Genomic DNA, 21,980 nt, shown 5'->3' with positions numbered 1-21,980 from the left:
GCACATCGCGCGTGCCGGGCCGAGCAGATCCAGCGCCTCGTCCCAGCGAAAGCCGCCCGCTCCCCCCTTCACGTCAGCGCCGCGCCCGCGGCGCCCGTACGTTTCAGAGCATCCGCTCGGCCGCCGCCGCCCGTGCGCGCAGCGCGTCGGCCTCCTCGTGCCGGCCTCGGGCAGCCAAGATCCGCGCCCGGTACTCCATCGCGTACCCGTCGCCCAACTCCTCGGCGCGCACGAACACCTGCACGGCCCGCTCCAGGTCCCCCCGGCCCCGGAGGAGCCCGCCCAGCGCCGTGATCGGGAACGCCTGCTACTGGGCCAAGGAGCCCCAGCGGTCGCCGTGGCCGGCGCGGGCGCCCCACCCGTGCAACAGGATTGAGCGGACGGTGGGCTGTCCACCGGGGGCGGCGGGCAGGGTGCCCCCGAACCCCGTTCCGCACGCCCGCCGTCGGGCCGTCGGGATGTCGGGCCGTCGGCTGATCACGGCGGCCAAATGAGGCGGCGGTGCGCGGCCTCCGCCGGCAGCCCGTCGAACGGCAGCGGGGGCCCTGGCGAAGCGCGGCCAGGCGGCCGTGTCCGTCACGGCGAGCAGGGACTCCCGGATGTCACGAACGGTCCGGGGCGAAAGCCCAACGCCGGGCTCACGCCGCGCTTGACGGGGTGGCGTCGACGGCGGTGGTCTGCTGGTCGATGGTGTAGACGGAGGTGCGGCCGGAAGGGGAGATGACTCCGAGCTGGGACTGCATGTCGTGCTCCACCACCTGGTCCATGGGCACGGAGCCGTTCTTCACGAACGGTTGCAGGCTCGGGCCGAGGTTGACGGCGGAGGTGAGGTCCTTCGCTAGGACGGTCTCGTCGACGGCGCTGTCGCTGAGGACGAGGGCGCCGCCGTCCTTGGTGCGGAGGGCGAAGGTCGCGCCGGCCGGCGGGCGGGCGGCCTTGTAGTCGGCGTAGGCGTGGCCGTCCATGCTGTTGGCGCGGTCGGTGTAGACGGATATGGCGGCGTCGCGCTCCTTGGTCTTCGCCAGGTCGGACTTCTCGCCGCCGGTGGCGTAGAGGTCGGCGACCATGCCGGCCAGGTCCTTCGGCGCGTGGGTGCCGATCTTGGCCGCGGGGTCGACGACCGTCGCCAGGCCGTTCCCGTCGAGGGCGAGCGCCGGGACGGCCTTCTGCTCGGCCCCGGAGAAGCCGGCCGCGGCCACCGCGCGCCAACCACCGCTCAGGTGCTGGAAGACGAGGAAGCGAATGTACGTGGTCGCCGGCGTGCCCGCCTTGCCGGCCTTGAGCTCCGCGATCCTGGCCTTCATCACGAACCAGTTCGCCTTCGCGGAGGCCGGCGGTATGAAGAAGGAGCGCTGGACGTACACGAACGGCGCCAGGTTCGCCGCGACCTCCTTCTTGTCCAGCTTGGGCAGTTGCGTGAAGTACCCGTTGTCGGAGGCGAGCATCGCGCCGGCCTCGACCTTGGCCATCAGCGTCGGGCTGTGCTGGGCGTTGGCCCGGTTGTTGACGCTCTGGTAGGTGTCGACGACCTTGTTCGCCTCGCTCGCGGGGAGCAGCGGCTGCTCGGCGGCGGCTCTCGTCGCCGTCGAGTCGGAGGGCGAGGGGGAACCGGATGAGGAGGAGCAGCCCGCGGCGAGGGCGAGCGAGGCGGTGGCGGCGGCGAGCAGAGTGGTGGTGGACGCGGTGCGTCGAGTGCGATGCGGCATGACGGCGCTGATTCCCCGTGGAGTTGTGGAGTTGTGGAGTTGTCGGTAGTCCGCGCCGGCACCATCGCCGGCAACGGTGGTATCGGGCAACGGTATCGGCCGGACCGAACCGGCCGGGGGCCGCTTGCTCTCCCGGGGGCCGCTTGCTGTCAGCGACGGTGCGCGAGGGCGCGGCGCAGGTCGTCGAGGCCGTCGGCGAGGTGGCGGCGCAGGGAGGGGGTCAGGTCGGTCCTGGCCAGGCACGCCTCCGCCGCGCGGATGGTGTCCGGGTGGGCCGCGCCCACCGGGAAGAGCCCGGCGCCGAGTGCGCCCGCGACCGCGCCACCACGCTGCCCGGCCGCCGGAACCTCCTCGAAGTACCGCAGCGCGTAACCCTGTTGGCCGCGAGGCGAGCCGGAACGCCAGAAGCCCTCCGCGGTCGCGGTGAGCAGGGGGCCGGCGAGCGCGTCGGGGGTGAACAGCCGCTGCCAGGCCCGTTCCTTCGCGGCGTCGTCCGGGAGCGCGGCGCGGGCCCGGGCCGCGCCCAGCTCACCGGTGTCGCTGGGGTCGGCCGCCAGCTCGGCGGCGATCCGTGCCTCGTCGGCCGCCCCGGTCGCGGCGAGCCGGGTCAGCGCGGCCCAGCGCAGGCTCGCGTCGAAGTCGACGCCGTCCGGCAGGTCGCGGCCGTCCAGCCAGCCGTCGAGCTCCGCTCGCCGGCCCTCCCCCGACGCCGTGTCGATCACGCCGCGCAGGGCGGCGATCCGCAGTCCGCGTCCGGCGTCCGGGCGGGCGAGCACGGCGCGCGCGGCGTCGCCGAGCAGGAGGAGCGCGGCGGGCCGTTGGTCCGGGTCGAGGTAGCGGGCGACGACATGGTCGCGGGCGAAGGCCAGCACCGCCCCGACGATGCTGTCCGAGCTCTCGGCCGGGAGGTGGGCGGCGACCAGGCGCAGGTAGTCGGCGGCGGGCAGTTCGGCGCCGCGGGTCAGGTCCCGGAGGTGCTCCCAGAGCACGGCGCGGCCCAACTCGTCCTCGACGGCGGACAGCGAGGTGGTCACGGTGGCCGCGGAGTGCTCGTCGAGCCGGACCCGCGCCCACGTCAGGTCGCCGTCGTTGGGCAGCAGCAGGGCGGCGCGCGGCGCACCGACCAGTTCGGGCAGCGGGGTACGGCCCCCGGGCGCGACCTCGGCGTCCAGCCGCCGGCGGGCCACGAGCGCGGCACCGTCCCGCTCGCGTACGCCGTCCCGCCCGGCCCCGCCGTGCCCCTCACGCCCGCCGGCCCACTCGTACACACCGATCCGCACCCGGTGCGGGCGGCTGCCGTCGTTGACCAGCACGGCGGAGGTGACGGCCCCGCCGGTCGCCCCGGCCCCGGCCTCGGCCTCGACCCCGGCCTCGACCTCGACCTCGATCCGCAGCGTGTCGACGCCCGTGGTGCGCAGCCACCGGTCGGCCCAGCCCGGCACGTCCGGGCCGTCGGCGGACGTCAGCGCGGCGAGGAAGTCGGCCAGGCCGGCGTTGCCCCGGCGGTGCTCGGCGAAGTAGGCGTTGACCCCGGCGAAGAACGCCTGGTCACCGAGTAGGTACATCAGCTGGTGCAGCGCCGAGGCGCCCTTGGCGTACGAGATCCCGTCGAAGTTGGACAGCGCCTCGGCGGCGGAGTCCGCCCCGGTGGCGGCGACGGGGTGCGTGGTGGGGCGCTGGTCGGCGTCGTAGCCCCACCCCTTGTGGCCCGCGGCGAACAGCGCCCAGGCGCCGGTGTAGCGGGTGGCCTCGGCCGCGATCCGGTAGCCGAGCACCTCGGCGAAGGACTCGTTCAGCCAGATGTCGTCCCACCAGGCCAGGGTGACCAGGTTGCCGAACCACATGTGGGCCATCTCGTGGCACACGACCACCGCCCGGGTCACGCGCTGCGCGTCGGTCGGCGCGGAGCGGAAGAGCATCGTGTCCTGGAAGGTGACGCAGCCCGGGCTCTCCATCGCCGCCCAGTTCAGCTCGGGCAGGAACACCTGGTCGTACCCGCCGAACGGGTAGCGCTCCTCGAAGAGTTCGTGCAGCCGGTCGAACGACGCCCGGGTCAGCTCGAACAACTCCCCTGCCTCCCGGTCGAGTTCGGCGGCGAGCGAGCGACGGGCGTACAGGCCGAGCGGGATGCCGTCGTGCTCGGCGCGCACGGCGTGCAGCGGACCGGCGACCACGGTCGTCAGGTAGGTGGAGATCGCGCCGATCGGGTCGATCCGCCAACGGCCGTCGGGCAGGCGGCCGTTGGCGCCGTTGCCGATCACCGTCCAGCCCTCGGGCGCGGTGACGGTGAAGGAGAACGGCGCCTTCAGGTCCGGCTGGTCGAAGCAGGCGAAGACCTTCGGGGTGAGGTCGGGAGCGCACGCCGTGTACACGTAGACCTCGCCGTCGGCCGGGTCGGTGAAGCGGTGCAGGCCCTCGGCGGTGCGCGAGTACGGCATGTCGGCCTCGACCAGCAACTCGTTCCCTGCGGCCAGCGCGGGCAGCGGCAGGCGGTTGCCGTCGAGGGTGCCGGGGTCGAGCGGCCGGCCGTTCAACTCGACGCGCAGCAAAGCCCCGGGCTCGATGTCCACGAAGGACGCCGCACCGGGCTCCGCGCACCCGAAGCGGATCACCGCCGTGCTGCGGAAGCCCTCCTCGCCACGGGTGAGGTCCAAGGTGACGGAGTAGGAGAGGACGTCGAGCAGGTGCGCGCGCACCTCGGCTTCGTTGCGCAGAAGGGCTGGCATCCCCGCATGCTGCCCCAGCCCCCACACGTCGGACAACCCGATAGAGACGACCGCAGCGGCCGCGAACCGGCCTTCGAGGAGGCGGCGGCCCCGGGAAAAGCCGGCCCGATTGTCATGGTCACCCCCTAGAATCCGGCTGCCCGCACGACGGCTTCCCGCTGATCGTGACGCAGGGCGTATCCCAGGGGGGATCATGAGAGAACCGAAAGGCGCCGCCACGTCGCGGCGCAGGTCGTGGACGAGACGGCGGAGGGCCGGGGCGGTGCGCGGGACGACCGCGCTGACCGCCGCGCTCGCCACGGCGGCGACCCTGTGGCTCGCGCCGGCCGCCGCGGCGACCGGCGGCACGAGTGTGGCACCGGCCGGTGCCGGGACCTCCTCGACCGCCCGTGCCGGCGGGCACGCACCAGCCGACGCGGCGGCCGCGAAGCCCGCGCCGGGCTCGGCGGCAGCGAAGGCCGCGAGTTCCAGGACCGCGGCGAAGTCCCTCGCGAAGTCCCCGGCCGAATCCGCCGGAAGGTCGGCCGCGAAGTCCACCGCGCCGCCGCGGGCATGGACCAAGTCCGACGCCGAGAAGGCGCACGCCCAGGCGGTGCGGCAGACCACCGCCGCCGACTCACCCGACGCCTGCTCCGGCGCCTTGGCACCGCACACCGTCTACTCCTGCGCCGATCCGGAGAACGGCGACCCCGTCTACACGCTCGACCTGCCGCGGTCGAAGGACGTGCTCTTCGTCCAGGTCGTCGCACGGGACCCCTTCGCGCCGACCCCGGTGGTCACCGCGCCCGACGGCACCATCCTCACCTGCGACCGTCCGGACGACCCGCAGCAGCAGAGCTACGGCACCCTGCGCTGCCCGACCGCGCAGGCCGGCACGTACACGCTGACGGTCCCCGGCGCCGGCTTCACCGTCGCCTGGAACGCCCTGCTGTCGGACGCCGCCTGCACCACGCTGTCCGCCCAGGACACCGCGCTGGGCGCGCCCGTCGCCCTGGCCGGCTCCCTGGACGCCGGCTCCCCCGGCGACTGCTACAGCCTTCCGCTGGCGGCCGGGGACGTCCTGCGCTCCCGGGTGTCGGACTGGACCGACAACGCGTGGGTCTACGACGCCGACGGCACCCAGGTGTGCGCCAAGGGCGACGGCTCCTTCGAGATGGACTGCACCCTCACCGGTTCCGCGCCCTACCGGGTCCAACTCGACCAGCGCGAAGCCGAACAGAGCAGCTACACCCTCTCCTTCGCCCGCCTGTCCACTCCGACCGGCTGCCCGGCCTTGGACCCGCAGGCTTACGGCACCGTCCCGGACGCGTCGTCCACCGCGCGCTGCCGCACCCTGCACGTCACAGCCGCCGGGCCGTACGTCTTCGGTACCGCGGCCGCCGACCACGGCGTCACCGGCGCCCTGTACCGGGCCGACGGCACCGAGGTCTGCACCGAGGACCAGAGCACGGCGTGTGCGCTGACCGCGGGTGACTACACCTGGGCCCGCGACTTCCAGGACAGCGGACCCGCCGCCTACGGCGTGTGGTTCCGCGCCGCGGCGAGCACCGACGGCTGCACGGCCGGCCGCGACGACGAGTTCGCCTCCGGGTCTCTGACCGGGGCCTTCGCCGGCCAGGGCGAGGAGCTGTGCTGGACGCTGCCGACCGCGACCGGCCAGGGCCTCTACCTGCTCGACCAGCAGGAGGGTCGCGGGGCGCAACTGGAGGAGGCCGTCTACGACTCCGCGGGCGCCCGGCAGTGCGCCGACGACACCGTCCGCCTGGTGTGCAAGCTCACCGGCACCGCGCCCTTCCACCTGGCGCTCGGGAACACCGCGACCGGCAGCGACTCCGGTGCCGACACGGGCAGTTACGTCTACACCGTGCAGCGCACCGGCTCCACCAGCGGTTGCACCGCCTGGCCGCAGTCCGCGTTCGGCGGCTCCTACGGCGCGGAGGTCTCCCTCACGGCCGCGCAGCAGATGCGCTGCCTCGCCCTCCCGGCGGACAGCCACTCCACCGCGGAGATGCTCGACTTCACCAACACCTCCAACCGGCTCGACGCCTCCTACCAGGTCTACGACGCGGCGGGCGAGAAGGTCTGTGCCAGTTCGGGCAGTTCGCTGACCACCTGCCGCTTCGCCACCGGCACCGCCTACCAGGTGCTGCTGGTGGGCACCGGCTATGACGACACCTACGACGTGGTCCGGCGCGACATCTCCTCCACCGCGTCCTGCAAGACGCCCGCGTCCCTCACCGTCGGCGGCGCCGCGACCGCCTACTCCTTCGGCTCCGCCCTGGACAGCGGCTGCCTGCACGTGTCCGCCGCGGCCACCGACAAGCTGTGGCTGTCGGTCCGCACGCCGAACCCGGAGTACAAAACGGGAGCCGACCTGTTCGTCGCGGACGCCGACGGCACCGTCGTGTGCTGGCAGCAGGGCACCGCATGCCGCGTCACCGGCTCGACGTCCTACGTGATCGGCGCGGTGGCCTCCGGCTACGACGGCGACCCCATCGCCGCACGGGTGGACACCTGGAAGGTGGGCACAGCCGCCGGCTGGGTGCCGCAGTGCACGGCCAACCAGCTTTCGCCGGACGGCTTCCCGGTCCAGAGCGGTAGCTTCACCGAGTCCGCGTCCGGCTACTGCGCGGTGATGGACCTCAAGCCCTCGCAGCGGTTCGACGTCTACGGCACCGACAGCGACATCGCCGGCTACGCGCTCTCGGTGGACCTTCTGGGCACCACGGGCTTCGCCGGGACCTCGATCAACACCGCCTACCAGTGCGCCATGTACAGCCCCGGCTTCCACTCCTCCTGCCTGACCGACTCCTCCGCTCCGGCCGGGCAGTACATCCTGGTGATCTCGGCGGACCACACCACGGCCCCGGTGGAGTACTCGGTCCAGGGGGTGTGCAGCCAGGGTTGCTCCACCCAGCACCCCCACGCCGATGTCACCTCCCTGAGTCCGGCGACCGGCAAGGCCGGCACCGCCACCCAGGTCGTCGTGCACGGCTCGGACCTCACCCTCGGAACGGACGTCGAACTGGCGAGCAACGGCGTCCCCCCGTCGTCCGGCTCGTGGAGCAGCCCCGTCTCGGTGAGCGCCGACGGCACGTCGTTGACGGTGCTTCTGAACCCGGGGTCCGCCGATCCGGGCGACTACGACGTCGTCGTCGACCAACCCGGCTACAGCGTCGGCACCAAGTCGACCGGCTACCTGCCGGACGGCTTCACCGTCACCCCCGCCGCCACGGCCTCGCACGGCCGGTTCGTCCCGGTCACGCCGACGCGCCTCCTGGACACCCGCAACGGAACCGGGGCACCGAAGGCACAGGTCGGAGCCGGCAAGACCGTGCGGCTGACCGTCGCCGGAGCACACGGCGTCCCTGCCTCCGGCGTCACCGCGGTGACCATGAACGTGACCGCCGTACAACCCACCACGACCGGCCACATCACCGTCTACCCCGACGGACAGCAACTGCCCTCCGTCTCCAGCGTCAGCTACCAGGCCGGCCACACCATCGCCAACCTGGTGACCGTACCGGTGCACAACGGCGTCGTGGACCTCGAGAACAGCGCCGGCACGGTCGACCTCCTCGCCGACGTCACCGGCTACTACACCGACGGCGGCAACGGATCGGCCCTGACGACGATCACGCCGACGCGCTTCCTGGACACCCGCAACGGAACCGGGGCACCGAAGGCACAGGTCGGAGCCGGCAAGACCGTGCGGCTGACCGTCGCCGGAGCACACGGCGTCCCTGCCTCCGGCGTCACCGCGGTGACCATGAACGTGACCGCCGTACACCCCACCACGACCGGCCACATCACCGTCTACCCCGACGGACAGCAACTGCCCTCCGTCTCCAGCGTCAGCTACGGTGCGGGGCGGACCATCGCCAACCTGGTGACCGTACCGGTGCACAACGGCGTCGTGGACCTGGAGAACAGCGCCGGCACGGTCGACCTCCTCGCCGACGTCTCGGGCTACTTCTCCACGACGGGCTCCGCGTTCACCCCTGTCGACCCCGTGCGGCTGCTGGACACCCGAAGCGGGCTCGGCGCGCGTGCCGGACAGGTCGGCCCCGGCGCGACGGTGAGCTTCGAGGTCGACGGGGTCGACGGCGTCCCCACCGACGGTCTGACGGCCGTGGCACTCAACGTCACGGCCACCGCCCCCAGCGCCAACAGCCACCTGACCGTCTATCCGCACGGCACACCGCTGCCGGGAGTGTCGAACCTCAACTACCCGGCAAGCACGACCATCGCCAACCAGGTGGTGGTGCCCGTGGTCGACGGCAGGATCTCCCTGACGAACTACACGGGTGACGTCCAGGTCATCGCTGACCTCGACGGCTACTACGGCACCTGATCCGCCGCGCGCCCGCCCGACAAGGGCGGCGCGTCACGGATGACGCCGGCGGCCCGCGCCCTCTGAGGCGCGGGCCGCTCCGGTGTCGGGAACCGGAGCGGAATCGGTCGGCGCTCCGACGGAACGCGGTCGGTCCCCGTCCCGCCCGAGGATCGGATCGCACACCGCCCCCGGCCCCGCCGGGCGCCGTACGCACGTGGGCCCCCGGCCGCGCGCGGGTGCGCGTCGCGGCCGGGGGCCCTTCGGTGCCGGGTGCGGCGACCCGGTTCAGCGAGCGGGGAGCGTCAACTCACCTTGACGTCGGAGGAGTTGACGAGCGCCAAGCGGTGGTTGTACTGGATCGTGTACACCGTGCCGGCGCCCTCGATGTAGGTCTCCGTGGGCCGGGTCGTGCCGTTGGCCGGGTAGAAGTCGTCCCGGTTGGCGGGCTTCGCCGTCGCCACGTACTGCTGGCCCGCGGCGAAGGTGTACTTGCTGAGCGGCGGCGCCACGTCGGCCGAGAGGCCCGCGGGGTACTCGGACGCGTCCGGGTACGCCTCACCGAAGAGCGGTGCGGCGGTGTCCCCGGCCGTCGTGAGGATCTTCACGTCCTGCGCCTCGACGGTGTTCTTGCCGTCGGGGTTGTCGAACCAGACCTTCTGGCCGCCGTACCAGATGGCCGTCCACTCGCCCTGCTGGTCGGCCACGACGAACTGCTGCCCGGCCGAGACGGTCGAACTCCAGTCGCTGATCTCGTCCTTGCCCGGCGAGCCGTCGGTGTGCACGTACGGGTCGCTCGCCAGCGGCGCGGTCGCGCTGGGCGCGGTGCGCACGTAGAGGAAGTTCGACGCGGCGGTCTGGTCGGTGCAGGTGGTCGTCGCCCCGGTCGGGTCGTCCACCGGGCACACGTTCACCGTCTGCTCGTTGGACGCGAACTCCGGTGCGATCGTCACGGCCGTGCCGACCGGGCCCACGCTGTGCTCGCCCTTGTCCGTCGGCGTGCCCAGCAGCGCCATGAACTGGTTCCAGTCCCAGTACGGTCCCGGGTCCCAGTGCATGCCCGAGACGAGCGAGTCGACCGGTCCCGGCACGTTGTCGTGGCCGATGATGTGCTCACGGTCCAGCTTGACGTGGTACTTCGCCGCCAGGTACTTCACCAGGTCGGCGGTGTTCTGGTACTGCACCTGCGTGTACCAACTGGCGCCGTGGGCCGCGAAACCCTCGTGCTCGATACCGACCGAGTGCATGTTGAACCAGTAGTTGCCCGCGTGGAACGCGATGTCCTTGGTGGCCACCGACTGCGTCACCGCGCCGTCGGACGAGCGCATCACGTAGTTCGCCGCGTCCCCGCTCGCCGGGTTCTGGAACCCGTCGATGGCGGTCTGGTACGACGTCTCGGTGTCGTGGATGACGATGTACTTGATCTTCATCCCGTCGGCGGCGCGGTCCGCGACCTGGTAGTTGGTCGTCGCCGCGGGTGCCAGCTGGCAGTCGAGCTGCTGCGGGCAGTCGGTGCCGGAGGTCGACGTCTTCTTCAGGTGCAGCGACGACAGGTGGCTGGTGTCCGCCCGCAGCGAGGGCTGCGACGCCAGGTCCACCCGCTGGCCCCCGGTGGTGGTGCGCTGCGCACCGGACTTCATCGTCGCGAACACCCGGTTCGCGAAGTCCTCGGCGGCGGCCTGGTCGGTGGACCCGCTGTATCGGGCCACCGCGGCATACCAGTCGGCCGGGTCCTGCGGGGCGTCACCCCGCAGCTTCTTCTCGTACGACGCCAGGAGCGCCGCCGCGGCACGGATGTTGTCCCGCCGGTCGGTCCGCACCTGCTGCGCGGGCACGTCGATCAGCTTGGCCGCCGCGGTCAGCGTGTGCAGCGACGGGTCGGACGCCAGCGACGCCAGGTCGGAGCGGCCCGCCGCGCCGGCGCCACCGTCCGCGACCATCGACGGCGTCACGTCCGTCAGGCTCATCGGCCCGAATCCACCGCTGGTGTTGTGCCCCTGGTGGACGTCCCACTGGGATTCCTCGTACGCGACGGCCATCAGCACCGACGCCGGTACGCCGGACTCCTTCGCGGCGTCCGCGAAGTCCTTCTGCTCGCCCGCGGAAGCCGGCCCCGCACTGCTCCCGCTCTGGCTGGCCAACGCCACCGGCGCGCCGACGCACCCCGCGACGACCAACGTCGCACCCACGACATACGTCGCAAGTTTCCGCTTCGATCTCCGCCTCTGACCCACGGTTGCTCATCCTCCGTCTGTATGTGATGCGCTCCTGATCATCACATATTTGATTGAGCATCAGTCGACGTGCCGCTCGTTTTCGGCGCGGAACCGATCACCCTGTGCAGGACCACGGTATGCCGTGCCGATCGGCAGTACGGCGGCAGGTCGCTGGCTGGTACATCGAGCCGGTGACATGCGGTCATGGAGTGCGCGAGTCGTGAACAAGCAGTGAACAAGCCGCGCCTATGCGGTGGTCGGCGCGATGCGCATTTCCTTTTTCCCCGACCGGGCCGATTCGAGGGCCGGTCGGCCTATCCGGCGGGTGAGACTGGCCTCATGGCTGATATCAAGCGCAGCGCGGGCCTGCTTCTCTTCCGCCGTACCGGCGCCGGGGTGGAGGTGCTGCTCGGGCACATGGGCGGACCCTTCTGGGCCCGCAAGGACGCCGGGGCGTGGACGGTGCCGAAGGGCGAGTACGAGGGCGACGAGGAGCCCTGGGACGCCGCGCGCCGCGAGTTCCGCGAGGAGTTGGGGCTGCCGGCCCCGCAAGGGGCGCCGCTGCCGCTGGGCGAGGTGGTGCAGTCCGGGGGCAAGCACGTGACGGTGTGGGCGGTGGAGGGCGACCTCGATCCGGCGGACGTGGTGCCGGGCACGTTCACCATGGAGTGGCCGCGCGGCTCGGGCCGCACCGCCGAGTTCCCGGAGTTGGACCGGGTGGCGTGGTTCGGGCTCGACGCGGCGCGCGAGGTCGTCGTCACGGCGCAGACGGCGTTCCTGGACCGCCTCGCGGGGCGGATCTGACGTCGTGGGCACCACGGATTCGCGCGGGCGGATTCTCGCGCGCGTACGCCTTTGCGCGGGGACGGATTTGCGGGGCGGCGACATTGCGGGTGGACGGATTTTCGGGGTGGCGACATTGCGTGGCGATGGGATTACGCCGTGACGTGACGGATTTGCTCCGCGCGGCGGATTCGTTCAATCGGTGAGACCGGAATTTCGTCAGGTGAGCCCCGATCTGCCGACGGCTCGTGACCGTGAGAGCGTCGAAGGGGAGGGGCGCGGCAGCACCGTGCCGTGCCCGGAACGGGACGCTCCCAGGAGGAGGACCTCGCGATGAGAGCACTGGAAACGATCGGATTCTCGCTGGTCGTGATCGCTTTCGCCATCGGCACTCTCGTGGTCCTCATGGGCGGACCGAATTACCACGGCGGCACCCGGCACCCGGACCGGCCCCACCACCGCAGGCACCTGCTGCACCACTAGCGGGCCTGCCGTTCGCGGGCGCGCACCCGCGCCAGACACGGTGAGCGGGCGTACGGTCAGCGGGCGAAGGCCGACCCGAAGCCCGCGCCGTCGGTCGGTATCGGCGTACCGAAGTCGACGGCCGTGATCGTGATCGGGTGCCGCAGATCGAGGCCGGCCGCGGTGCCGCGCACCACCGCCACCTGCGGGGGGCGGACGTCCGGCGAGCCCATCGCGAGGTCGGCCCGCCCGTCGCCGTCGGTGTCGAGCATCGCGGTGGCCGCGGCGTCCTGGGCCGGCACGAGTTGCACCGCTGACGTGGTCAGCCCGTGCGGGCCGCCGCGCAGCACCAGCACCGCGCGGGACGAGCCCCCGCCCGTGTTGGCGACGAACGCCAGGTCCGCGTAGCCGTCCCCGTTCACGTCCCCCGCCACCGGCAACTGGCCGAACTCGTCCGCGAGGGGCGGCCCGGGCAGTCCCGGGGTCGCGGCGGTCAAGGTGAGTGGTGCGCGCGCGGGGCCGTTCCTGCCGCCGTACCAGACGGTCAGCCGGCTGCCGCCCTTCGGCGGGCCCGGCTCCTCCTCCCCCGGGCCCACCTCGTCGGGCAGGCCGACCGCGATGTCGTCGCAGCCGTCGCGGTCGAAGTCGCCGACGGCGAAAGGCGTGTCGTAGCTGCTGCTGTAGACGTCCCTGCCCCGGGCGTCCTTCAGCCGCGGCCCCCGGGTGGCACCTGTGGCCGTGCCGTACCAGACGACCGTGGCGCGCGGGGTGTCGACCACGTCGGTGTACTGGGTGGTCCAGGAGGTGACCAGGTCGTCGCGCCCGTCCCCGTTGAAGTCGCCCACCGCCACCACGCTCTCGCCGCTGAAGCCGGAGCCGCCCGCGGACCCGCCGTCCGCTGGCATCCGTACGGTCGCGGTACGGGCCGGCTTGCCGGAGCGGCTGAACGGCCCGTAGGAGAAGGTCTCGGTCAGGGGATCGTCGCGGACGGTGGCGGCGACGTCGGGGTGGCCGTCGCCGTCGAAGTCACCGGTGAAGGGCCGGGTGCCGCGCAGCCGCGCGGGTCTGCCGCTCGCCCCGGAGCCGTCCCACACCAGGAACAGCGTGTCGTAGCCGGCCTGGGCGACGAGATCGGCCCTGCCGTCGCCGTCCAGGTCGGCCGAGGCCGTCGCCGCGGCGAAATAGCCGCCCTGACCCGCGGGGCCCGCGCCGATGCTGTTCTGCGTCATCATCCGCGCGCGCTTCGGGTCCGTGCCCTGGGGGCCGCCCGGCAGCACCGCGGCGTACCCGGCGGCCCGCACCCCGCCGACGCTCGCCGTGTCGTCGGTCACGACGAGGTCGCCCCTGCCGTCCCCGTCGAAGTCGTACGGCCCGCCCCTGCCGGGTCCGCGCGCCGCGGAGCCGGCGGACGGCGAGGCGGAAGCGGATGCGGATGCGGATGCGGATGCGGACGGCCGCTGGTCGGACGGCAGTTGGTCGGACGTCGGGCGGGCGGACGTGGTCCGGCCCCCGCCGCCCCCACCGGACGGGTCCCCCGAGCAGCCCGCGAGGCCGAGGGCCGCCCAGCACACCGTGACCGCGACCCACGCGGCAAGTCGCTTGCGCATACGTACACCGACTCGGGACACCCGCCGAAGGTTGTCCCAAAACCGGGCCGCACGGGCACCGGAGCGCCCGTCCGGGCACCCGATTCCCGGGGTCCCGGAGGAATACCGTGCCGCCCCAATCACCGGGCCTCGGGCGTTTCCAGGGCCTCCGGCGTTTCCAGGACCTCGGGGAGCGTTCCTCCCGCCATCGGAACATCGGGCAGCGCCGATATCTGACACGGTCTCAGAAACGTTGTGAGCGACGCCATATACCGCAGGCGCCGATCTTCCCGCCCGATCCGTGGCAAACGGTCCAGCCGAATGCCACACGCTTCACTCGTTTGCCTCGTCCTGCTCCCGCCCCGTCCTCGTTGATGGAGATGTGAACACGCCCCTTGTCCAACAGACTTCCGAGTACACGGACCCACGGCACGTCAGCTCCGGCCCCCTTCCGCGGGAATTCACTCCCGCGGCCACCACGGAGGTGGCGCGCGGCGCCGAATCCGGCTGCGAGCCGGCCGAAGGTCCGCATTCGTGCAGTTCCCTGCTCGGCGAATTCCTCGCCCTCATGGGACGTGTCGAAGTGGACTTCCGCGGCGTTTGCGCCTCGCACGACTCGGAGGCCCGATGAGCGCTCACCGGCAGAACTCGCGCCCCGGGTGGCCCCATAGTGTATGAATACGATACTTACCAGATGGTGGGCGCCGACGAGTTCGCTCCCCCGCTGGGCCGGCTGCCGGACTTCTACCCCGAGGCGGAGCCGGACGACACCCGGACACAGGGCGACTTCGATGCCGAGTTCGAGTACCTGTTCCAGCCGCAGGTCCCGGAGGAGGCGCCGTTCCCGGCCGAACCGCCCGCGGCGCCCCCGATCAAGCACCGCCGCAGGCGCCCCCGGCTGGTGCGGCCGCGATGGTCGGCCGTCGTCGGTGTCGTGATCACCGGGATCACGAGCGCGGTCACCAGCAGCGTCAGCGTGCTCGGCGCCATGGTCTCCTACGGTCCGCTGCGCCGACTGGCCTCGCCGACCGCGCACGAACTGGACTGGTCCTGGCCGCTGCTCGTCTACGGTCCTTGGCTGGTCGGCTGCCTCTTCGTCCTGCATGCCACCGCGCACCGGCGTCCCACCCGGACCGGGTGGACCGCGGTGTTCCTCTTCTCGGCGATCGCCGTGGCCCTGTGCGTCGCCCACGCGCCGAGAACCGTCACCGCGAGCGCCACCGCCGGTCTGCCCCCGTTCTCCGCACTGGCCAGCTTCGTCCTCCTCTCCCGGCAGATCACCCTTCTCCGCCCCGACCGGGTGGAGATCCCGCGCCAGCGCCGGCGCAAGCACTGAGCCCCGCGACGAGGGGCAGGTGACCTCGGCGCGACCACCGGCACCGGTGCCAGAACAAGTCGGCCGACGTGCGGCCCGCACAGTCCCAACGGGAGGTTCGGCGTGCTCCTCGAAGAAAACAGTCAGGTGATGATCGAAAACCCGCGCACAGAGGACTGGCTCGTCTGGGGCATGCACTCCACCGTCGCCCCCGACGCTCCGGACACCCTTCTCACCGTGATCGAACTCCCCGCGGTCAAGGAGATGATCGACATGCTCGTGCAGGGATACGTCACCGGGCAGGAACTCCACGAGGCGCTGGACGCCTTCGCGCAACGGCTCAGTCCGCCGGACCCGCGGTACGAGGACACCGAGACGGCGTTCACCGGCTACGACTGCCCGCTCGGCTGTCCGGTGTGCGCCGGCGCCCGGGCCGAGTTCGACGCGATCGCCGCCGAGTCGTTCCTGCACAAGGTGCGCCTGTCCGATCCGGACCTCTATCCGTACGCCGCGGGGAGAACCACGCTGCACCTGAGCAGTTGCCTCCGGGTGGCGCGGTATGTCGGCCGGGCGGAGCCGGTGGGGTCGCGGTGGTCCCTGGCCGGCCTGTCCGCGTTCGCCCACCACGGGGTGTGCAGCACCACGTGGGCGGCCGGGATGCAGGTCATGACCGCGGAAGAAGCCGCCGAATGGGTCAGGTGGCAGACCGACCCCCGCCACGGGAGCGGCTACAAGCTGTGCTGCCACTGCCTGTCCCCCGTCCCGGCGCCCGTGCCGGACGAGGAGAGCGGGTGCGACATCACTTACTGGCCCGCGGAGAACGCCGTCACCTGGGGATAGCCGTCGTGGAAACGGATCAGAGGCCGTGCCGGAGGGCGGTGAAGAGGCGGTCGAGGCGGGCGCGGTGGTCGGGGAGCACGGCGTCCGGCGGGTCCCCCGCGGTGAGGCGGCGCGCGGTACGGACCAGGACGGTGCCGTAACCGGCGACGAAGAAGGCGGCGAGCAGGTCGGGGTCGCCCTCGAAAGCCGGGTCGCGGGCGAGTTCGTCGGCAAGGGTCTGCTGGAGGTCGGCGGCGATCTCCCGGGCGCGGGCGATCAGCGCGGGCGAGCCCGCGACGGTGCGGAAGAAGGGGAGGGAGCGGTCGTTGACGCCGGAGAGCGGGTGCCGGGTCTCGACGAGCCGCAGGACGGTGGCGCGCAGCGAGGTCGGTACGTCGACGCCCGGGGCGCGGTCGCGTACCGCCGAGCGCAGGAAGTCCACGGCGTCGTCCGCGCGGTCGAGGAAGAGGTCCTCCTTGCGCGGGAAGTGGTTGAAGACGGTCACGCTGGAGACCCCGGCCGCGCGCGCGACCTCGGCGACCGTGACCGTGTCGTACCCGCGCTCCAGGAAGAGCCGGGTCGCGGCCTCCGCGATCCTCGCGCGTGTCTGCGGCCCGCCGCGCTCTCCGGTCCTGGGCATCCGGCCTCACTCCCGCTCTGTCTTGTGTGACTAAACTTAGTCACTTAATATAGTGGTCGGGCCGCCGAACGGACCCACGTCATTGTCGTCCGGGACGTCGGGCGGACCTGGCCGGCGCCCCTTGCGTACGGTGCCGGCGGCGGACCTCGTCGCACCATGCCGCGAGCGGCACCCACCAGCGGCGGCCACCAGCAGCGGTCGGCAGCGAGCAGTCGAGCCACGCCCGCGGACCAGCCGGGCCGCGTCGAGATCGGAGCGCATGATGAGAGCAGCCCGTTTCAGCCGGTTCGGGGGCCCGGACGTCCTCGAACTCGTGGACCTGCCCGCTCCGCGTCCCGGCCCCGGCCAGGTCCGGATCGCGGTGCGCGCGGCCGGCGTCAACCCGAGCGACTGGAAGAAGCGCGCGGGGCTCATGGACGAGGAACTCCCGCAGACCCTGGGCTACGAGGCGGCGGGCATCGTCGACGCGCTCGGCGAGGGCGTCACGGACGCGGCCGTCGGCGATCGCGTCTTCGGCTTCTGCGCCGAGGGGGCGGCGCAGGCCGAGTCGGCGGTGCTGTCGTACTACGCGCCGATCCCGCCGTCGCTCGACTTCGCCGGCGCCGCCGCGCTGCCGGCCGCCGTCGAGACGGCGACCCGCGCGCTCGACCAGCTCGGCGTGGGGAGCGGCGGCACGCTGCTGGTCAACGGCGCTTCCGGAAGCATCGGCAGCGCCGCGGTCCAGTTCGCCGCCGCGCGCGGCGCGCAGGTGATCGGCACCGCGAGTCCGGCGAACCACGCGTACCTGCGCTCGTTGGGGGCCGTGCCCGTCGCCTACGGTGACGGGCTCGTCGAGCGGGTCCGCGCGCTCGCGCCCGACGGCGTCGACCTGGCGCTCGACGTCGCCGGCAGCGGCGTGCTGCCCGAACTCATCGGCCTCGCGGGCGGCCCGGAACACGTCCTGACGGTCGCCGACTTCGCCGGTGCGCAGGAGCACGGGGTGCGGTTCAGCCGGGGGGACTCCGGCCGCGCGCTCCACGCGCTCGCGGAGATCGGCGAGTTGATCGAGGCCGGGCGCTTCTCGCTCCCCGTCGGCGGGACGTTCCCGCTCGCCGACATCGCGGAGGCGCACCGCGCCGGCGAGAACGGCCGCCTGCGCGGAAAGCTTGTCCTCTTGATCGGCTGACCCAACCCGAGCCGACAGCACGCAGGTCCGGCCAACCCGCCGCGGGGGGAGGGCCCGCGGGCCCAGCGCGCCACAGTGGTCGGCTGAGCGCGCAGTTCCCCGCGCCCCCGAGTAAGTGCGGCTCCCCCCGCGAAAGAACCGCACCCCCAAGCGACGCTGGGGGCACCTCCCAGGCGCCCCTGGGCAGGTACGGCTCCCCCCGCGGAAGAACGGCACCCTCAAGGGGCGCGGGGAACTGCGCGACCAGCCCATTACGCGCGGGTGGTCCGGCAACTCACCGCGGGGGCAGGGCCTGCGGGCCCGGGGGGTCACCCCGGTGGGGGGACTTGCGGGGTGTGAGGAGGCCGCGGTTGAACCCCTCGGCCACGGCGGCCGCGCGATCGCTGACGCCGAGCTTGCCGTAGACGTTCAAGAGGTGGGTTTTGACGGTGGCCTCGCTGATCAGGAGGCGGGCCGCCACCTCGCGGTTGGTGGCACCGGCCGCGACCCACTTCAGGACCTCGCTCTCGCGCCGACTGAGCAGTCCGGGGCCGGGTGAGCGGACCCGGTTCATCAGCCGGGCCGCGACGGCGGGGGAGAGGACGGCCTCACGGTTGGCGGCGGCCCGCACCGCGCGGAGCAGTTCGTCGCGGGGCGCGTCCTTGAGGAGGTAGCCGGTCGCGCCCGCCTCGATGGCCGGCAGGACGTAGCTGTCGGAGTCGTACGTGGTCAGCACCAGCACCCGCGCGGTGCTGCCGGTCCTGGCGAGTTCGGCGATCGCGGTCACGCCGTCCATCCCGGGCATGCGCAGGTCCATCAGGACCACGTCCGGCCGGAGGCTGCCGGCCATCCGGACCGCCTCGGCGCCGTCGGCCGCCTGGCCCACCACCTCGAAGGCCGGGTCGGCGGCGAACATGCCGCTCAGGCCGTCCCGGACGACGGGGTGGTCGTCGGCGATCAGCAGCGTGATCGGGGCCCCGCCGGCCGGGCTCACGCGCCGGCCTCCACCGTCTCCTGGGGCACGCACGCGGAGACCGTCGTACCCGATCCCGGCGCCGACTCGACCCGCAACGTCCCCGACAACCCCTCGATCCGCTCCCGCATCGCCTTCAAACCGAACCCACCGCCCGCTTCCGTATCCGACCCCGATCCCGGTTCCGCTTCCGTGCCCGATCCCGCTTCCGCTTCCGGCTCGGGTCCGACCGTCGCCGACGCGGCCGGCGCCGGCGCGGGCACGCGAGGGGCCGACGGGTCGAAGCCGCAACCGTCGTCCCGCACCTCCAGCGTGACCTCGGACCCCAGATACCCGAGCGTCAGCGTCACCGTGCCGGCGCGGGCGTGCCGGGCCACGTTCGCCAGCGCCTCCTGCGCCGCCCGCAGCAGGGCCAGTTCGGTCTCCGACGCCAGCGGCCGGGCGGTCCCGACGGTGGTCACCTGCGCCGTGACCCCATGCAGCGCCGACCAGCGGTCGGCGACCCCGGCCAGCGCCTCCCCCAGCCCGGCGGTCTCCAACGGCCGCGGCCGCAACGCGTCCACCGACCGGCGCGCCTCGGCCAGGCTCTCCCGGGCCAGCCGGGTCGCCGCGGCGAAGTGCGCCCGCCACCGCTCCGGGACGTCCCCCGCCGACTCCGCGGCCTGCAACTGGGTGACGATCCCGATCAGGCCCTGCGCCAGCGTGTCGTGGATCTCCCGGGCCATCCGCTGCCGCTCGTCCAGGACCCCCGCCTCGCGGGCCTGCACCACCAACTGCCGGTGCAGCCCGGCGTTCTCGGCCAGCGTCGCCTGGAGCCGGCGGTTGGCCTCCCGCGCCTGCTCCAGCGCCGCCACCCGCTCCACGTTCTTCCGATCGGCGTCCCACTCCCACCACGCCATCCCGCACATGCAGACGACGTTCACCGCCAGCACCACCACGGTGAGCGCCACCCCGAAGGCGTTGTGCTTGGGGATGCCCGCCACCTGCGCCATCCCCGACTCGAACGCGACCCCGGAGACCCCCGCGAGCCGCCACGGCCAGACCAGCACCCCGAACGCGTAGAAGTACCCGGCCGGGGTGAACAGGCCGAACCACGGGTCGCGCAGCACCAGTACGCCGATCAGCACGACCAGCCCGGCGAAGAACACCGCCATCACCGCCACGCGCTCCCGCCACGCGGGGTGCCAGGTGAACATCCACAGCATCCACAGCGCCGCCGTGGCACACAGCCCCAGGTCGATCAGAAGGGAGCCGCCCGCACCGCGCTTGACGACCAGCGTCACGACGACCAGCGCGGCCAGGATCACGTACGGCGCCACGGTCATCAGCGGTTCCAGCCGCTGGTCCTGGCGACCCGGCCGTACGGGCGGTGGCGCCGCCCCGCTCATCGCGGCCCCTCCCGCTCCGGCCCCACCGCCCACGACCCCGTCATCCCGTCCCCCGTCCTCATTCCCAGCGGAACCATTTAACCGCTCCCCCGCCGAAGACCACCGTGTACGCGACCAGCGTGATCAGCTGCACCGGGTGCGGCCAGTGCCCTTCCGTCGCGTCCGTCAGCGCCTGCACCGCGGCGCCCAGCGGGGCGGCCTGGCTGATGTGCCGCAGCAGCGACGGCATGGTCGCGATCGGCAGGAAGAGCCCGGCGAAGAACATCATCACGTAGAACAGCGTCACCCCCACCGCGTTCGCGACCTGGCTGTTCGGCGAGGCCGCCGCGACGAGCAGGCCGAGCGCGATCAGCGCGAGCGCGGTCAGCACGATGCCGATCGCGTACCCGGCGGCCTGCCGCGGCAGAGGCACCCCGAACGCCAGCCGGGCCACCAGCAGCAGCGCGACCACCGCCACGGCCGCGGTCGCCAGGTTGACCAGGAGCTGCGCCGCCAGCACCCGGGCCGGCCCCACCGGCGTCGTCCGCAGCCGCCGCAGCACCCCCTTCTCCCGGTAGCCGACCAGCACCTGCGGCACCACGTTGAACGACAACGTGGCCAGTACGAAGGCCGCGAGGATCGGCACGTACACGTCGAGGAGGGTGTACCCGCCCAGGTTCGCGCGATGCCGCCGGTAGAACGGGACGTTCCCGAACACGACCAGCAGCACCAACGGCAGGCCGACCGCGAAGACCGGGCCCGCCTTGTCCCGCAGGAACAACCTCAGCTCGGCCAGCGCGAGCCGGCCCAGCGCCGAACCGTCCGCGACGGCGCCCGGCACCGCCGGCGCGCTCGACGTATCCACCGGCATCACTGAACTCCTCTTCCTGCTCGTACGGTTGCGCGAAGGTGCGGAGAAACGAAGGTGGGGCGAACGGTCAGTCGTGGACGGCGCCGGGCGAATCCGTCTCGCCCGTCCCGGTGGTGAGGTGGTTGCCGGTCAGCGCGACGAACGCGTCCTCCAGGCTCGGCTGGTCCACCCGCAGGTGCTCCGCCACGATGCCGTGGCGGGCCAGCACCGAGGTGACCGCGTTCAACGCGTCGGCGGTGCCGGTGACCAGCACCAGATCGCCCCGCCGGGTCAGTCCGGTCACGTCCGGCAGCTCGGTCAGCAGGCCGTCCTCGAACGGCACCGACGGCCGGAACCGGATGCGCTGGCCGTCCGGGACCCGCTCGGTCAGGGCGCTCGGGCTGTCCACCGCGACCACCCGGCCCCGGTCGATCACCGCCACCCGGTCGCACAACCGCTCGGCCTCCTCCATGAAGTGGGTGACCAGCAGGATCGTCACCCCGCGGGCGCGGACACCCTGGATCAGCTCCCAGGTGTCCCGGCGGGCCTGCGGGTCCAGCCCCGTGGTCAGCTCGTCCAGGACGGCCACCTCCGGGCTTCCGATCAGCGCCAGCGCGATCGACAGCCGCTGCTTCTGGCCGCCGGACAGATCCGCGTACCGTGTCCGCTCCTTGGCCGTCAGCCCCAGCGCCGCCATCAACGCCCGCGGATCGGCCGGCCGGCGGTAGAACGAGCGGTACAGCCGCAGTGCCTCGCCCACCGTCATCCGGTCCTGGAGCTGCCCGTCCTGGAGCTGCACCCCCAGCCGCTGCGTCAACTCCGCGCGGTCGCGCAGGGGATCGAGCCCCAGCACCCTGATCTCCCCGCCGTCCGGCGTCCGCAGCCCCTCGACGCACTCCACCGTCGTCGTCTTGCCGGCGCCGTTCGGACCGAGAATCCCGAAGATCTCGCCCTGCTCCACGCGGAACGAGACATCGTCCACCGCCACGGTGCCGCCGTACCTCTTGTGCAGGTTCCGCACCTCGACCACCGCGGGCATACGTGGTGTCCCCTCTGCTCC

The 21,980-nt window shown here is 72.7% G+C and carries 16 protein-coding genes; 6 read left to right on the top strand and 10 right to left on the bottom strand.

The genetic code is table 11. The features are described from left to right. Positions 1-103: 103 nt before the first annotated feature. From AB0399_RS00270 to pepN, 3 genes are all read right to left on the bottom strand, one after another. The gene (locus AB0399_RS00270) at positions 104-244 is read right to left on the bottom strand and encodes a hypothetical protein (RefSeq protein ID WP_366409729.1); all 141 of its coding nucleotides are present in this window, start codon (positions 242-244) and stop codon (positions 104-106) included. A 394-nt stretch (positions 245-638) separates the two neighbouring features. After that, entirely contained in the window at positions 639-1,706 is a 1,068-nt protein-coding gene (locus AB0399_RS00265) for a hypothetical protein (protein WP_366409727.1), read from the bottom strand. A gap of 149 nt (positions 1,707-1,855) precedes the next feature. Beyond that, a complete protein-coding gene (pepN, locus tag AB0399_RS00260) occupies positions 1,856-4,432 on the bottom strand; it encodes an aminopeptidase N (protein WP_366409726.1) in 2,577 nt (858 codons plus the stop codon). A 262-nt stretch (positions 4,433-4,694) separates the two neighbouring features. Between pepN and AB0399_RS00255 the strand changes: the two genes are divergently transcribed. Next, positions 4,695-8,786 (top strand): hypothetical protein, encoded by a 4,092-nt coding sequence (locus AB0399_RS00255; RefSeq protein WP_366409725.1) that lies wholly within the window; start codon positions 4,695-4,697, stop codon positions 8,784-8,786. 284 nt (positions 8,787-9,070) lie between these two features. Here AB0399_RS00255 and AB0399_RS00250 read toward each other — a convergent pair whose 3' ends face one another. Then, positions 9,071-10,954 carry an N-acetylmuramoyl-L-alanine amidase gene (locus AB0399_RS00250; protein WP_366409724.1) on the bottom strand — a complete coding sequence of 628 codons (1,884 nt, stop codon included), beginning with the start codon at positions 10,952-10,954 and terminating at the stop codon, positions 9,071-9,073. 366 nt (positions 10,955-11,320) lie between these two features. On the opposite strand from AB0399_RS00250, the gene AB0399_RS00245 reads away from it, so the two are divergent. Beyond that, positions 11,321-11,785 (top strand): NUDIX domain-containing protein, encoded by a 465-nt coding sequence (locus AB0399_RS00245; protein WP_366409723.1) that lies wholly within the window; start codon positions 11,321-11,323, stop codon positions 11,783-11,785. Between the two features lie 312 nt (positions 11,786-12,097). After that, complete coding sequence (locus AB0399_RS00240; RefSeq protein WP_329366528.1) at positions 12,098-12,247, top strand: hypothetical protein; 150 nt, start codon at positions 12,098-12,100, stop codon at positions 12,245-12,247. Positions 12,248-12,303: 56 nt separating this feature from the next. Here AB0399_RS00240 and AB0399_RS00235 read toward each other — a convergent pair whose 3' ends face one another. Then, a complete protein-coding gene (locus AB0399_RS00235) occupies positions 12,304-13,833 on the bottom strand; it encodes a VCBS repeat-containing protein (RefSeq protein ID WP_366409722.1) in 1,530 nt (509 codons plus the stop codon). Between the two features lie 673 nt (positions 13,834-14,506). Here AB0399_RS00235 and AB0399_RS00230 point away from each other — a divergent pair. Both AB0399_RS00230 and AB0399_RS00225 read left to right on the top strand, forming a co-directional pair. Continuing rightward, positions 14,507-15,148: a DUF2637 domain-containing protein gene (locus AB0399_RS00230; RefSeq protein WP_366409721.1), complete on the top strand. Its 642-nt coding sequence runs from the start codon at positions 14,507-14,509 to the stop codon at positions 15,146-15,148. A gap of 129 nt (positions 15,149-15,277) precedes the next feature. Beyond that, positions 15,278-15,967, top strand: a complete 690-nt coding sequence (locus tag AB0399_RS00225; RefSeq protein ID WP_329366534.1) for a hypothetical protein — start codon at positions 15,278-15,280, stop codon at positions 15,965-15,967. A gap of 16 nt (positions 15,968-15,983) precedes the next feature. On the opposite strand, the gene AB0399_RS00220 is transcribed toward AB0399_RS00225, so the two are convergent. Further along, positions 15,984-16,586, bottom strand: coding sequence for a TetR/AcrR family transcriptional regulator (locus AB0399_RS00220; protein WP_366409720.1), 603 nt, complete (start codon positions 16,584-16,586; stop codon positions 15,984-15,986). 262 nt (positions 16,587-16,848) lie between these two features. Between AB0399_RS00220 and AB0399_RS00215 the strand changes: the two genes are divergently transcribed. Then, entirely contained in the window at positions 16,849-17,751 is a 903-nt protein-coding gene (locus AB0399_RS00215) for an NADP-dependent oxidoreductase (protein ID WP_366409719.1), read from the top strand. Between the two features lie 274 nt (positions 17,752-18,025). Here AB0399_RS00215 and AB0399_RS00210 read toward each other — a convergent pair whose 3' ends face one another. The 4 genes from AB0399_RS00210 to AB0399_RS00195 all read right to left on the bottom strand — a co-directional run bounded on the left by AB0399_RS00210 (position 18,026) and on the right by AB0399_RS00195 (position 21,959). Next, a complete protein-coding gene (locus AB0399_RS00210) occupies positions 18,026-18,724 on the bottom strand; it encodes a response regulator transcription factor (protein WP_366409718.1) in 699 nt (232 codons plus the stop codon). Then, positions 18,721-20,091 carry a sensor histidine kinase gene (locus AB0399_RS00205; RefSeq protein ID WP_366409717.1) on the bottom strand — a complete coding sequence of 457 codons (1,371 nt, stop codon included), beginning with the start codon at positions 20,089-20,091 and terminating at the stop codon, positions 18,721-18,723. The genes AB0399_RS00210 and AB0399_RS00205 overlap by 4 nt, the downstream gene beginning before the upstream one ends. A gap of 58 nt (positions 20,092-20,149) precedes the next feature. Then, positions 20,150-20,935 carry an ABC transporter permease gene (locus tag AB0399_RS00200; protein WP_366409716.1) on the bottom strand — a complete coding sequence of 262 codons (786 nt, stop codon included), beginning with the start codon at positions 20,933-20,935 and terminating at the stop codon, positions 20,150-20,152. 73 nt (positions 20,936-21,008) lie between these two features. Then, complete coding sequence (locus AB0399_RS00195; RefSeq protein WP_366409715.1) at positions 21,009-21,959, bottom strand: ABC transporter ATP-binding protein; 951 nt, start codon at positions 21,957-21,959, stop codon at positions 21,009-21,011. Between the last annotated feature and the right edge of the window lie 21 nt (positions 21,960-21,980).

Source organism: Streptomyces sp. NPDC088194, assembly GCF_040702025.1.
Taxonomy (GTDB): Bacteria; Actinomycetota; Actinomycetes; order Streptomycetales; family Streptomycetaceae; genus Actinacidiphila.
This window is presented reverse-complemented; position numbering and strand designations above follow the sequence as displayed.

Bases quoted from the DNA above. Each gene is read 5' to 3' on its own strand.
- AB0399_RS00265 (WP_366409727.1), bottom strand. From the start codon at position 1,706: ATGCCGCATCGCACTCGACGCACCGCGTCCACCACCACTCTGCTCGCC.
- pepN (WP_366409726.1), bottom strand. From the start codon at position 4,432: ATGCCAGCCCTTCTGCGCAACGAAGCCGAGGTGCGCGCGCACCTGCTC.
- AB0399_RS00245 (WP_366409723.1), top strand. From the start codon at position 11,321: ATGGCTGATATCAAGCGCAGCGCGGGCCTGCTTCTCTTCCGCCGTACC.
- AB0399_RS00240 (WP_329366528.1), top strand. From the start codon at position 12,098: ATGAGAGCACTGGAAACGATCGGATTCTCGCTGGTCGTGATCGCTTTC.
- AB0399_RS00235 (WP_366409722.1), bottom strand. From the start codon at position 13,833: ATGCGCAAGCGACTTGCCGCGTGGGTCGCGGTCACGGTGTGCTGGGCG.
- AB0399_RS00230 (WP_366409721.1), top strand. From the start codon at position 14,507: ATGGTGGGCGCCGACGAGTTCGCTCCCCCGCTGGGCCGGCTGCCGGAC.
- AB0399_RS00225 (WP_329366534.1), top strand. From the start codon at position 15,278: ATGATCGAAAACCCGCGCACAGAGGACTGGCTCGTCTGGGGCATGCAC.
- AB0399_RS00220 (WP_366409720.1), bottom strand. From the start codon at position 16,586: ATGCCCAGGACCGGAGAGCGCGGCGGGCCGCAGACACGCGCGAGGATC.
- AB0399_RS00215 (WP_366409719.1), top strand. From the start codon at position 16,849: ATGAGAGCAGCCCGTTTCAGCCGGTTCGGGGGCCCGGACGTCCTCGAA.
- AB0399_RS00205 (WP_366409717.1), bottom strand. From the start codon at position 20,091: ATGAGCGGGGCGGCGCCACCGCCCGTACGGCCGGGTCGCCAGGACCAG.
- AB0399_RS00195 (WP_366409715.1), bottom strand. From the start codon at position 21,959: ATGCCCGCGGTGGTCGAGGTGCGGAACCTGCACAAGAGGTACGGCGGC.